Raw genomic sequence first — 12,626 nt, forward strand, 5'->3', positions numbered from 1 at the left:
TCAGGCAGTTTCCCGGACATTGAGAATGGTCAGAACGGTTTGCACATTTTGCGCGGCGTCACGGCCCAGGCTGGTCAGATAACCACCATCTGGCTGGCTGATCAGTTCTTTGTCGAACAGTCTTTGGGCGGCGGCAATGGCTTTCGGGGCAGCGGTCTGATGAATTTTCAAACCTTCCTGGGAACTGTCCAGGTTGAAGAGTGCGAGGATTTCCAGTTCGGCAACCAACTCAGGGGTAAGCGACATAAGGACTCCAGACTTTCTAGGAATTGGACGACAGCGTTCCTAAGGTGATCCCACTCGGGCGGCATGTCCAGTGCTCGCGACACGGTTTTTTCGCCTTGGGAAGCATTCCCCGGTGGGTGGTGCGGCAGCGGGGTGTTTCCAGTGTAGACAGGGTCTGGAGAAAGGCAGGAAGGATGGGTGACAAATTGTGTGGGCGCGGGCTTGAGTGGGGAGGGAGCTTGCCTGTGGCGAGGGGATTTAGCGAAGCGTCGCACCGCCCCGTTCGGCTGCGAAGCAGTCGTAAAACCATTGCACACGGTATACCTGATACACCGAGCGCTATGGTTTTGGGGCGGCTTCGCCACCCAACGGGGCGGTGCGACGCTTCGCTAAATCCCCTCGCCACAGGGGGCTGCGGAGTTATTTCTTTTCGGGCGGCAACTCTGGCAATGCACGCAACGCAGCTTCGTACCATTCGGTGTTGAACGCGCGGTCTTCTTCCAGGATCGCGTCGATTTCCACCGCCAGAACGTGAGCCATCAGATTGAGGATTTCCTCACGCTCGTAACCCACCAATGTCAGCTTGTTGAAGGTCGCCTTGGCGGCTGGCGGGTTGTCGCTTTCGATTTGGTTTTCGATGGCTTCGACCAGGGTGTTTTCGGCGAATTCTTCTTCGTCGATGTCATCGTTGTTGATGCCGGGGGTTGGCTCGCTCATGGCAGGCTCCTCAAGTTAAGGCGGCCAGTTTACCTGCATTCAGCGCTGTGATGCTGCTGGCAAGAAACGTCGCGACGTTCTATAAAAGGCATCTGCCAACCCCGCACGGCCTGGAGGCTAAGTGATGCTCAAGCTTTATGGATTCTCCGTCAGCAACTACTACAACATGGTCAAGCTGGCGCTGCTCGAGAAGGGACTGCCGTTTGAAGAGGTACTGTTTTACCCGGGGCCGAGCGCCGAGGCATTGGCCATCAGCCCGCGCGGGAAGGTACCGGTGCTGGGCGTCGAACAGGGTTTCGTCAACGAAACCAGTGTGATTCTCGAATACCTCGAACACAGCCAGAAAGGCACGCCACTGTTGCCGAGCGATCCCTTTCAGCGGGCGCAGGTCCTGGCGTTGGCCAAGGAAATCGAGCTGTACATCGAATTGCCGGGACGTGCCTGCTACGCCGAAGCTTTTTTCGGCATGACGGTGCCGGATGCGATCAAGGACAAGACCAAAGCCGAGTTGCTGCTGGGGTTTGCCTCGCTGGGCAGGCACGGCAAGTTCGCCCCTTATGTGGCAGGTGACAGCCTGAGCATTGCGGATTTGTATTTTTTCTACAGCGTGCCGCTGGCCTGTGCGGTGGCGCAGAAGCTGTTTGACCTGGATTTGCTGGCTGAGATGCCGGCGGCCAAGGCGCTGCTGGAGCGTCTGGGGCAAAATCCGAATGTGCAGCGGATCGCAAAGGACAAGGAGGCGGCGATGCCAGCGTTTTTGGCGATGGTCGCCGGCAAGAAGTAGGTTTTTGTAGCGTCTTCAAGACCGCTTTCGCGAGCAGGCTCGCTCCCACAGGGGAACGCATTCCAAATGTGGGAGCGAGCCGGCTCCGGGCGGCGTTCCGACGATGCTTTTTGACTGCTTAGCGGCTGGCGAGCAATGCCTGGCCGCGAGCCACAGCCTTCTTGACCTGTGCCGGCGCAGTTCCGCCGATGTGGTCACGGGCATTCACCGAGCCTTCCAGGGTCAGCACGGCAAACACGTCCTGATCGATCTGGTCGCTGAACTTGCGCAGCTCTTCCAGGCTCATTTCCGCCAGGTCTTTACCGCTTTCCACGCCGTACTTCACGGCATGGCCAACGATTTCGTGGCAGTCACGGAACGGCAGACCACGACGTACGAGGTAGTCGGCAAGGTCGGTGGCGGTGGAGAAACCGCGCAGGGCTGCTTCGCGCATCATCGCGTGCTTGGGTTTGATCGCCGGGATCATGTCGGCAAAGGCCCGTAGCGAGTCGCGCAATGTGTCGGCGGCGTCGAACAGCGGCTCTTTGTCTTCCTGGTTATCCTTGTTGTAGGCCAGTGGCTGGCCTTTCATCAGGGTCAGCAGGCCCATCAGCGCACCGAATACGCGACCGGTCTTGCCACGCACCAGCTCTGGAACGTCCGGGTTTTTCTTTTGCGGCATGATCGAGCTGCCGGTACAGAAGCGGTCCGGCAGATCGATGAACTGGAACTGCGCGCTGGTCCACAGCACCAGCTCTTCGGAGAAGCGCGACAGGTGCATCATCGCGATGCTCGCGGCCGAGCAGAACTCGATGGCGAAGTCACGATCGGACACGTTGTCCAGCGAGTTGCCGCCCACGGCGTCGAAGCCCAGCAGTTGGGCGGTGAATTCGCGGTCGATCGGGTAGGTGGTACCGGCCAGTGCGGCACTGCCCAGCGGCATGCGGTTGGTACGCTTGCGGCAGTCGACCAGGCGCTCGTAGTCGCGGCTGAGCATTTCGAACCAGGCCAGCATGTGGTGCCCGAAGGTCACCGGCTGCGCGGTTTGCAGGTGAGTGAAGCCCGGCATGATGCTGCCGGCTTCGCGCTCGGCCTGCTCCAGCAGGCCTTTTTGCAGGCGGGTGATTTCGCTCAGGATCAGGTCGATCTCGTCGCGCAGCCACAGGCGGATGTCGGTGGCGACCTGGTCGTTACGGCTGCGACCGGTGTGCAGCTTTTTACCGGTGACGCCGATGCGGTCGGTCAGACGCGCCTCGATGTTCATGTGCACGTCTTCGAGGTCGATGCGCCAGTCGAACTGGCCGGCCTCGATTTCACTCTGGATGGTCTTCAGGCCATCGGTGATGCTGTCGCGCTCGGCATCGGTCAGCACGCCGACCTTGGCCAGCATCGTGGCGTGAGCGATCGAGCCCATGATGTCGTGGCGATACAGGCGCTGGTCGAAAGTGACGGAGGCGGTGAAGCGGGCGACGAAGGCGTCGACGGGTTCACTGAAGCGGCCGCCCCAGGACTGATTGGTCTTGTCAGTGCTCATGAATTCGCTCGTGTCGGCTGAAGAAAGATGGCGTAGAAAGCTGTCGCGGATAATAACAGGGTTGCCAATCCTGTCGTTGGCACTGGTCGATAGGTTTTTTTCTCAGGCGGCGGTCCATACTCGGATCAACGCCGAGGGGATTTGCGCAACGATATTTTTCAATTGAGCAATATCGTGCCGGCAACCGTCTACAGTTGGACAGTAGGATCAGCGCACTTCCAGACGCTGCAGCTGACTATAAGAAGAGGGGGTGTTCATATTGTGTATCAACAAACCCTACGGCGATGCCTCGCCAACGCGGGCTTGGGCCGCCAAACGCACGACGGATGAAAATTTAGCCGTCGGACGGGCGGCACTTTTTGGCCCCCGCGCTAGTCTTAGCGTGGATCGCGGTGACGGACGTCACTTCACCTGTCTACGCTATCCTTGTGCGAGACTCACGCAGGAATCCAGCGCAATATGAATGTCCTGATCGTTGATGACGAACCCCTTGCCCGCGAGCGCCTGAGCCGAATGGTTGGCGAACTCGAGGGATACAGTGTCCTGGAGCCTAGCGCCACGAACGGCGATGAGGCGTTGGCACTGATCGACAGCCACAAACCGGATATCGTGCTGCTCGATATCGGCATGCCAGGCCTCGATGGCCTGCAAGTGGCTGCACGATTGTGCGAACGCGAAACCCCGCCCGCCGTGGTGTTTTGCACAGGGCCCGATGAATTTGCCGTGGAAGCCTTACAGGCCAGCGCCGTAGGCTATCTGGTGAAACCTGTGCGTACAGAACAATTGCATGACGCGTTGAAAAAAGCCGAGCGGCCCAATCGTGTCCAGCTCGCGGCCTTGACCCGTCCCGCCGCCGAAAGTGGCAGCGGCCCGCGCAGCCACATCAGCGCCCGTACCCGTAAAGGTATCGAACTGATCCCGTTGGGTCAGGTGGTCTACTTCATTGCGGATCACAAATACGTGACTTTGCGCCACGAAGGCGGCGAAGTACTGCTGGATGAGCCGCTCAAGGCCCTTGAAGATGAATTTGGCGACCGCTTCGTGCGAATCCACCGCAACGCACTGGTCGCCCGCGAACGCATCGAACGCCTGCAGCGCACACCTCTGGGGCATTTCCAGCTGTTCCTCAAAGGCTTGAACGGCGACGCCCTGATCGTCAGCCGACGGCATGTGGCCGGCGTGCGCAAGATGATGCAACAGCTTTAATCCGCCATTTACGGACGGGTTTCATCCCGATTGCTGGATGTCTGAGGCCAGGGAGGCCACGCGTTTTCTGATACAAGTCAAAGTGGATTTGGCTGAGCTGTTATTATCCGCCGTATCTATTCAGTACGGATTGATCCATGTCCTCTCGCGAAATCCGCATCGCCACCCGTAAAAGTGCACTCGCCCTGTGGCAGGCCGAATACGTCAAAGCTCGTCTGGAAGAGGCCCATCCGGGTCTGCTCGTGACGTTGGTGCCCATGGTCAGTCGCGGCGATAAGTTGCTCGACTCGCCACTGTCGAAAATCGGCGGCAAGGGCCTGTTTGTCAAAGAACTGGAAACCGCGCTGCTGGAAAACGAAGCCGACATCGCCGTGCACTCGATGAAGGACGTGCCGATGGACTTCCCTGAAGGCCTCGGTCTGTTTTGCATCTGCGAGCGAGAAGACCCGCGTGATGCCTTCGTTTCCAACACCTACGCCAGCCTGGACGAATTGCCGCAAGGCAGCATCGTCGGCACCTCCAGCCTGCGTCGTCAGGCCCAGTTGCTGACCCGTCGTCCGGACCTGGAAATTCGCTTCCTGCGCGGCAACGTCAACACGCGCCTGGCCAAGCTCGATGCCGGCGAATACGACGCCATTATCCTCGCCGCCGCCGGCCTGATTCGTCTCGGCTTTGAAGATCGCATCACCTCGGCCATCAGCGTCGACGACAGTCTGCCGGCCGGTGGCCAAGGCGCGGTGGGCATCGAATGCCGCAGCGTCGACAGCGAAATTCAGGCGCTGTTGGCACCGCTGCACCATCAGGACACCGCCACCCGCGTGACCGCTGAACGTGCTCTCAACAAACATTTGAATGGCGGCTGCCAAGTGCCGATCGCCTGCTACGCCGTGCTTGAAGGCGAGCAGATCTGGTTGCGTGGTCTTGTCGGTGATCCGAACGGCGGTCTGCTGCTCAGCGCCGAGGCGCGTGCCCCACGCAGCGACGCCGAAGCCTTGGGCGTGCAAGTGGCTGAAGACCTGCTGAGTCAAGGCGCCAACGACATTCTGAAAGCAGTCTACGGCGAGGCAGGTCACGAGTGACGGGCTGGCGCCTGCTGCTGACGCGTCCCGCGGATGAGTCGGCGGCGCTGAGCAGTCTTTTGGCCGAAAAGGGGATTTTCAGCAGCAGTTTGCCGCTTTTGGAGATCGAACCGATTCCTGCCTCTGACACAATGCGCGAGGTGATTCAGGGGCTGGATCGCTATTGCGCGGTGATCGTGGTCAGCAAACCGGCCGCCAGAATTGTTGTGGAACTGCTCGACCGGTATTGGCCGCAACCCCCTCGTTTGAAGTGGTTCAGCGTGGGCGCCGCCACCGCGCAGATCCTCGAGGATCGCGGATTGGACATCAGCTTTCCGGTGGATGGCGATGACAGCGAAGCCTTGCTTGAACTTCCTCAGTTGCGCGAGGCAATCGCTCGGCCCGGTCCGCGCGTGCTGATCATGCGCGGGGAGGGCGGGCGCGAGTTGCTGGCTGAGCGTTTGCGCGAGCTTGGTGCTAGTGTCGAGTATCTGGAGTTGTACCGCCGCGACCTGCCGCACTACCCGCTGGCAGCGCTGCCTGACCTGATCGAAGCGGAACGCTTGAACGGGCTGGTGGTCAGCAGTGGGCAGGGTTTTGAGCACCTGCATCAATTGGCCGGCGATGCCTGGCCGCAGTTGGCGCGGTTGCCGTTGTTTGTTCCAAGCCCCAGGGTCGCCGAGCTGGCACGTGCCGCCGGGGCCCAAACAGTTGTGGATTGTCGTGGCGCCAGTGCCGCGGCTTTGCTGACGGCGTTACGGGAGCATCCCGAACCCGTTCTCTAATGCAAAGGATGGATACGTGAGCGAAACAGCCTTGCCTAAAGATGACGTCCAGCCAGTGCTTGATGCACCGGTTGAAGCACCGGTTGAAACCGGGCCACCTGCTGCAGTGCAGCGCCGAGGCAATGGGCTGGCAATCGTCGCGCTGCTGCTGGGCGCTGCCGGTGTCGCCGTGGGCGGTTGGGGAGTCTGGCAGGTGCGTCACCTGCAAGCCAATACTCAACAGCAGTTGAGTCAGGTCCAGGCATTGAGCGATCAGGCGCAGGACTTGAAGCTCAATGAACAACGCCTGACTGCTCGCCTGGAACAAATGCCTGCCGCGGCCGAGCTCGACGCGCGCAGCCGTTTGGTTACTCAACTTCAAGGTGATCAGCAACGCTTGAATCAACGTCTGGAAACGGTTCTCGGCGCCAGTCGCAAGGATTGGCGCCTGGCCGAGGCCGAGCACCTGCTGCGTCTGGCCAGCCTGCGTCTTTCCGCGTTGCAGGACATCAGCAGTGCCCAGGCTTTGGTGCAGGGCGCCGATGAAATTCTGCGCGAACAGAACGACCCGGGCTCTTTTGCCGCTCGCGAGCAAGTGGCCAGAACGCTGGTGGCATTGCGTAGCACCCAACAGCCGGATCGCACCGGTCTGTTCCTGCGACTGGGAGCGCTGCGCGATCAGGTGATCAGCCTCACCGAGCTGGCGCCCGAGTACAAGGACCGTGGTGAATCCCTGTTGGGTCTCACCGCCGATGGCGACGGCGCCAGTCGCTGGGCGCAATGGTGGGATCAGGTCTCGCGCTATATCCGCATCGACTTCAACGCCGACAAGAATGTGCGTCCGTTGCTGGCCGGGCAGAGCCTGAGCCAGGTGCGCCTGGCCCTGAGCCTGGCGCTGGAGCAGGCGCAATGGGCTGCGCTCAATGGCCAGGCCGCGGTTTATACCCAGGCGCTGGCCGAAGCGCGGGACGTGCTCAAGGGCAATTTCAACCCGGACAACCCTCAGAGCAAAGTGATGCTTGAGCAAGTTGGCGAGTTGAGCAAGCAACCGGTCACCGTCGTCACGCCAGACCTGACCGGCACGCTGAGTGCGGTTCAGGGGTATCTGGAGCGGCGTAATGTCAACGCCGAGGACTCGATCAAACCGATGGCGAAACCTGCCGCGGACACCGCTCAGGAGGCGACGCCATGAAACGCCTCTATGTGATCGTGTTCCTGGTGATCGCTGCGGCTGCCGCGCTCGGGCTGGCGATTGCCGAGCATTCCGGCTACGTGCTGATCGCCTACAAAAGCTTCCGCTATGAATCGAGCCTGTGGGCAACCCTGGCGGTGGTCGCTGTGCTCTGGCTGGTGTTCTGGGGCATCAAGGCGTTGATCGAATTGGTGACGACCTCCAGCGGCGTGGTCAATCCATGGTCGCGGCGCAATCGCAGTCGCCGGGTGCAGGTGGCGATTGAACACGGTCAGCTGGATCTGGCCGAAGGTCGCTGGGCCAGTGCGCAGCGCCATCTGCACCGGGCTGCGGAAGCCGAGCGCCAGCCTTTGCTTTACTACCTCGGTGCTGCCCGGGCTGCGAACGAACAAGGTCAATACGAGGAAAGCGACAACCTGCTGGAGCGCGCTCTGGAGCGACAACCCCAGGCAGAACTGGCGATTGCCCTGAGCCACGCGCAATTACAGACCGACCGCGGCGATACCGAAGGCGCCCTGGTGACCCTGCAAGCCATGCACGAGCGTCATCCTCATAACGTCCAGACCTTGCGCCAGTTGCAGCGCTTGCACCAGCAGCGGGGCGACTGGTCGGCCGTGATTCGTCTGCTGCCGGAGCTGCGCAAGGACAAGGTCCTGCCACCGGCCGAGCTGGCCGAGCTGGAACGCCGGGCCTGGGGTGAGAACCTGTCCCTGGCGGCGCATCAGGAAGAAGACGGGACGGTCGGCTTGCAATCGCTCAATCGCGCCTGGCAGCAGCTGACCTCAGCTCAGCGTCAGGAGCCGCAACTGGTGCTCGCTTATGCCGAGCAACTTCGGCAACTGGGTGCTCAGGTCGAGGCCGAAGAGATCCTGCGAACGGCGCTCAAGCGCAACTACGACAGTCATCTGGCGCGCCTCTACGGACTCGTTCGCGGCAGCGATCCAGCACGTCAACTGCACACCGCCGAGGGCTGGCTCAAGGACCATCCGGCCGATCCAAGCCTGTTGCTGACCCTTGGGCGCTTGTGTCTGCAAAGCAGCCTTTGGGGCAAGGCCCGGGACTATCTGGAGAGCAGTCTGCGAGTGCAGCGCAACCCCGAAGCCTGCGCGGAGCTGGCGCGGCTGCTGGCGCAGCTGGGTGACACAGAACGCAGCAATCAATTGTTCCAGGAGGGCTTGGGCTTGTTGGACGAGCGCTTGTTGGCGGCACCGTTGCCGGTTCCTGTTCACGCTTGAAGAGTGGATGACGGGTCGCTCGAAGGAGCGATCCCGTCGCCTGCAAACTGCCGGAATTTTACCTTTGTAGTCCGTAAGCGGCAGAGTCCTACAGAGGACTACACCTAATCCTCTCGTTCCTGTCGGGAATTCCCTACACTTCTGTTGAAGTGTCCCCGCTGGCCTGCCTTGAAAGGCTGCAGCGCTTTCCTCTACCGTAACCGCCTGTCTCTACTGTTACGGAAATGCCATGTCTTTGGCCTGCTCACGCTCTTTGTTTTTCATGGCTTTCATTACAGGTGCCCTGGCCCTGGGCGTGTCCTATTACCTGGAATATGCGGTCGGCCTCAAGCCTTGCGGGTTGTGCCTGTTGCAGCGCTTTTGCCTCGCGTTGTTCACAGGTATCTGCCTGGTTGCTTCGGTGCATGGGCCGGGCCGCTTCGGGTCTTTCCTGTATTGGATGCTTGGGCTGTTTTGCAGCCTGGCGGGTACGGTCACGGCGTGGCGGCAGGTATTGCTGCAGAGCGATCCCATGCATCAGCTGTTGACGTGTTCGCCCAATCTGGCAGTTCAGTACGAGGATATGCCTTGGTTATGTCAGGCCACGCAGATGTTTAAAGGGGAGGCCGAGTGCGCGGAAATTTCCTGGACACTGTTCGACCTGAGCATTCCTGAATGGAGTCTGCTGTTTTTCATGGCGATGACAATTCTGGGGATTTATCAGCTGCTGCGCGTTGTCTGGAAAGCCTGTCTGCGACCGCTCAGCGGCGGTTCGTCGCACCGGGCACTGACGGGTGATTAAACACTTGTATGAACTTTATCTCCTGCGTACCTTGAAGCCATTGTCGCGCGGGCATAATCTGGCCCGCACGTGTCATTGGAATTATGTTGCTCGAATGACGCTCTGCCTGGCCGATACTTGACCTTCAAGTGTGGCGACGGGTGTAGGGCAGCATGACCCACAAGGGAAGAGAGATCACCATGCTCGAAAGTTGTCAGAATGCTCAGGAACGTTGGGGTGGAGTGCATCTGCTGATCGATCGCTGGTTGCAGGAGCGTCACGAACTGGTTCGGGCCTATGATGCTCTCGGCGCCAAGCCTGAGGCACTGGGTGAGAACCGCAAGCTGTTGCAGGAATTCTGCGGCGTGCTGGTCGATTATGTGTCTGCCGGGCACTTCGAGATCTACGAACAGCTGACCGGCGAAGCCAAGGCGTTTGGTGATACTCGCGGGCTCGAGTTGGCCGAGACCATCTACCCTCGCATCGACGTCATCACCGAGAAGCTGCTAGCGTTCAATGACCTGTGTGATGCAGGTCAATGCGTGGCAGAGAAATTCAAAGAGCTGGGTGGCCTGTTGCACGAACGCTTCGAACTGGAAGACTGCCTGATCGAAGTGCTGCATACCGCTCACAAGGAAGAGGACTCGGTTCAGGCTTGAACCCTTTTCCTGCAATACCTCGAAAAACGGTGCGCTATGCGCGCCGTTTTTCGTTTCCGGTATTCAGCTTGTGGCACCGCGCAATTCGACTTCGAATACCAGCGGTGTGAACGGCGCAATCAGGTCGCCGGCACCCTCGGCGCCATAGGCTTCGGCCGATGGAATCACCAGGCGCCATTTCGCGCCGACCGGCATTAGCTGCAGCGCACTGCGCCATCCGCTGATCACGCTGTCGAGGCTGAACCACTGCGGCTGACTGTTCCGATCGAACACCGTGCCGTCGGGAAGGCGACCGATGTACAGCACCTGGACTTTGCCGTTGGGGCCGGCTTTGGCGCCAGTGCCCGGTGCCAACTCCGTCAGCAATACTCCATCGGCCAGTTCACGAACGCCCGGTCTGGCTTTTTCCTCGGCGAGAAAGGCCTGCTCTTTTTCGAGGGCGACTTCACTTTGCGGCGTGGGCGGTTGCAAGGCGACCTGGGCTTCGTGCTCGGCAAGAATCTGTTCGATCTGCTCATCTTTCAGCGCCAGGGGTTTGCCTTGATAGGCTTGTTGCAAACCTTGGATCAGCGCCTGAAGTTGCAGATCGGGAACCTCTTGGCGCAGACGTTCACCGAGGCTTGCGCCCAGGCTGTAAGAGAGATCATGAGTGTCATTTTCTTTGGTTTTTTCGGCGGCCTGAGCCACGGAAAAAAACACGCACAGTGATAAAAAAAGGTAGCGCGACATGGGCACTCTCCAACCTGAGATGCCGGGGATTATGCCAGTGTGAATGTGCTCTACGGTGAACTGGTTTTGCGCAAGCGCAGAAGAATTTCAATCCATTGCAACGCAGCGCTTTGGATACTGTCAACATGCCCTAGCGGCGGTAGCAGCAGAGGTCTAGTATGAGCCGCACCCACGTCAGCCAGGAGGTAAACCATGTCGGCCATCAAGAAGCCTGTAAATACTCCGTTGCACTTACTCCAACAACTCTCGGGCAGCTTGCTCGAGCATCTGGAAAATGCTTGTTCACAAGCCTTGGCTGATGCTGAAAAACTGCTCGCCAAACTGGAAAAACAACGCGGAAAAGCGCAAGAAAAACTGCACAAGTCCCGTACCAAATTGCAGGACGCTGCGGCGGCCGGCAAGGCCAAGGCACAAGCCAAAGCCAAGGGCGCAGTGAAGGAACTTGAGGACCTGCTTGATGCCCTCAAGGATCGTCAATCCGAAACGCGCAGCTACATTCTGCAACTCAAGCGCGATGCTCAAGAAAGCCTGAAACTGGCCCAGGGCATCGGTCGTGTACAAGAGGCTGTCGGCAAGGCGTTGTCCCTGCGTTCGGCCAAGCCTGCTGCGGCTCCTTCCAAGAAAGCCGCTGCCAAACCGGCTGCTGCAAAAGCACCGGCCAAGTCTGCTGCGTCGCCTGTTAAAAAAGCCGCCGCCAAAGCACCGGTGAAAGCCGCAGCAAAACCTGCCGCTAAACCTGCAGCGAGAAAAACAGTTGCTGCTAGCGCGGCAAAACCGGCTGCAAAAACAGCCGCCGCCAAACCTGCCGCCAAACCAGCCGCTGCCAAAACAGCTGCCGCTAAACCGGCTGCAAGAACCGCTGCTGCCAAACCGGCGGTGGCGAAAACTGCAGCGGCGAAAGCAGCTGCCAAACCGGCCGCAAAACCAGCTGCAAAAACTGCCGCTGCGAAACCTGCTGCCAAGCCTGCCGCGAAATCAGTCGCGACTAAAACTGCTGCCAAGCCAGCTGCAAAAACTGCAGCCAAACCGGCTGCCAAAACTGCTGCTGCAAAACCTGCTGCAGCCAAACCGGCAGCCAAACCTGCCGCTGCCAGACCGGCTGCAAAACCGGCCGCCAAGCCAGCTGCAAAACCAGCCGTGAAAAAACCGGTTGCCGCCAAGCCGGCCGCCGCGCCAGTTGCCAAGCCAGCCAACCCGGCTCCAGCAGCAACGTCTGCTTTAGCAGCAGCCACCTCGACAGCCACGCCAGCGCCAACGCCGGCCGCCGCATCGATCGCAGCAACCACCCCAACCAGCGCTTCCTAAGTGCCGGTTACCGCGACGCGCAGCTGATGCAGCGCGTCGCGGTCCAGGTGGGCGGCGCCTGCCGTTACACCTTCCAGCCAGGCCGATAGATCGGTCGCCTCACCCTGCGGCCAACTCAGGGCCGATCGTTCCAGTCGCACCAACAGATGTCGCTCGGCTTCCAGCTCGAGTGCCTTCACTTGCTTGCGCAAAGCATTCAGTTCGCCATCGTCGGCGGCTACTACTTTCCAATTCACCCGCAAGGCTCGCAGCGGTCGCACCACGTCTGCGTCCCACGGCTCGGCCACGCTACGCAGTTGCTGCAATCGGTGTTCGTTAAAGGCGACGCCACGTTCTGCCAGCCACAACCCGCACAGCAGCAGGCACACGATCACACCCGCCGACTGCAATTGCAGGCATGCGGGTTCAACGCCGGGACGGGCGTAAGTACTAAGGGAAAAGCTCCACAGGTCAGAGGACATAGTGCTACTCGCGCCAGT

At 60.0% G+C, this 12,626-nt stretch carries 14 protein-coding genes and 1 pseudogene; 10 read left to right on the top strand and 5 right to left on the bottom strand.

The window, feature by feature from the left end:
• Positions 1-246 (bottom strand): TIGR02647 family protein, encoded by a 246-nt coding sequence (locus ACYZUA_RS03485; RefSeq protein WP_461962083.1) that lies wholly within the window; start codon positions 244-246, stop codon positions 1-3.
• Between the two features lie 399 nt (positions 247-645).
• Entirely contained in the window at positions 646-942 is a 297-nt protein-coding gene (locus ACYZUA_RS03490; protein WP_046045090.1) for a hypothetical protein, read from the bottom strand.
• A 124-nt stretch (positions 943-1,066) separates the two neighbouring features.
• Between ACYZUA_RS03490 and ACYZUA_RS03495 the strand changes: the two genes are divergently transcribed.
• Positions 1,067-1,726 carry a glutathione S-transferase family protein gene (locus ACYZUA_RS03495; protein WP_461962084.1) on the top strand — a complete coding sequence of 220 codons (660 nt, stop codon included), beginning with the start codon at positions 1,067-1,069 and terminating at the stop codon, positions 1,724-1,726.
• 118 nt (positions 1,727-1,844) lie between these two features.
• On the opposite strand, the gene argH is transcribed toward ACYZUA_RS03495, so the two are convergent.
• A complete protein-coding gene (argH, locus tag ACYZUA_RS03500; protein ID WP_461962085.1) occupies positions 1,845-3,239 on the bottom strand; it encodes an argininosuccinate lyase in 1,395 nt (464 codons plus the stop codon).
• A 143-nt stretch (positions 3,240-3,382) separates the two neighbouring features.
• Here argH and ACYZUA_RS03505 point away from each other — a divergent pair.
• From ACYZUA_RS03505 to rsd, 8 genes and pseudogenes are all read left to right on the top strand, one after another.
• A pseudogene (locus ACYZUA_RS03505) lies at positions 3,383-3,702 on the top strand (sensor histidine kinase); the annotation flags it as partial.
• Positions 3,699-4,445 (top strand): LytR/AlgR family response regulator transcription factor, encoded by a 747-nt coding sequence (locus tag ACYZUA_RS03510; RefSeq protein ID WP_461962086.1) that lies wholly within the window; start codon positions 3,699-3,701, stop codon positions 4,443-4,445. The pseudogene ACYZUA_RS03505 and the gene ACYZUA_RS03510, both read left to right, overlap by 4 nt.
• Positions 4,446-4,582: 137 nt before the next feature.
• A complete protein-coding gene (hemC, locus tag ACYZUA_RS03515) occupies positions 4,583-5,524 on the top strand; it encodes a hydroxymethylbilane synthase (RefSeq protein ID WP_461962087.1) in 942 nt (313 codons plus the stop codon).
• Positions 5,521-6,288, top strand: a complete 768-nt coding sequence (locus ACYZUA_RS03520; RefSeq protein ID WP_461962088.1) for a uroporphyrinogen-III synthase — start codon at positions 5,521-5,523, stop codon at positions 6,286-6,288. The genes hemC and ACYZUA_RS03520 overlap by 4 nt, the downstream gene beginning before the upstream one ends.
• A 16-nt stretch (positions 6,289-6,304) precedes the next feature.
• Positions 6,305-7,459 carry a uroporphyrinogen-III C-methyltransferase gene (locus tag ACYZUA_RS03525; RefSeq protein WP_461962089.1) on the top strand — a complete coding sequence of 385 codons (1,155 nt, stop codon included), beginning with the start codon at positions 6,305-6,307 and terminating at the stop codon, positions 7,457-7,459.
• The gene (locus tag ACYZUA_RS03530; protein WP_461962090.1) at positions 7,456-8,694 is read left to right on the top strand and encodes a heme biosynthesis HemY N-terminal domain-containing protein; all 1,239 of its coding nucleotides are present in this window, start codon (positions 7,456-7,458) and stop codon (positions 8,692-8,694) included. The genes ACYZUA_RS03525 and ACYZUA_RS03530 overlap by 4 nt, the downstream gene beginning before the upstream one ends.
• Positions 8,695-8,923: 229 nt before the next feature.
• Complete coding sequence (locus ACYZUA_RS03535; protein WP_461962091.1) at positions 8,924-9,475, top strand: disulfide bond formation protein B; 552 nt, start codon at positions 8,924-8,926, stop codon at positions 9,473-9,475.
• A gap of 179 nt (positions 9,476-9,654) precedes the next feature.
• Positions 9,655-10,113 (top strand): sigma D regulator, encoded by a 459-nt coding sequence (gene rsd / locus ACYZUA_RS03540; RefSeq protein WP_461962092.1) that lies wholly within the window; start codon positions 9,655-9,657, stop codon positions 10,111-10,113.
• Between the two features lie 63 nt (positions 10,114-10,176).
• Here rsd and ACYZUA_RS03545 read toward each other — a convergent pair whose 3' ends face one another.
• Entirely contained in the window at positions 10,177-10,842 is a 666-nt protein-coding gene (locus ACYZUA_RS03545) for an FKBP-type peptidyl-prolyl cis-trans isomerase (protein WP_461962093.1), read from the bottom strand.
• Between the two features lie 192 nt (positions 10,843-11,034).
• Between ACYZUA_RS03545 and ACYZUA_RS03550 the strand changes: the two genes are divergently transcribed.
• Complete coding sequence (locus ACYZUA_RS03550) at positions 11,035-12,147, top strand: AlgP family protein (protein ID WP_461962094.1); 1,113 nt, start codon at positions 11,035-11,037, stop codon at positions 12,145-12,147.
• On the opposite strand, the gene ACYZUA_RS03555 is transcribed toward ACYZUA_RS03550, so the two are convergent.
• Positions 12,144-12,608, bottom strand: coding sequence for a TIGR02444 family protein (locus ACYZUA_RS03555; RefSeq protein WP_461962095.1), 465 nt, complete (start codon positions 12,606-12,608; stop codon positions 12,144-12,146). The genes ACYZUA_RS03550 and ACYZUA_RS03555 overlap by 4 nt on opposite strands.
• Positions 12,609-12,626: the final 18 nt, after the last annotated feature.

This window comes from Pseudomonas sp. LS2P72, from assembly GCF_054897865.1.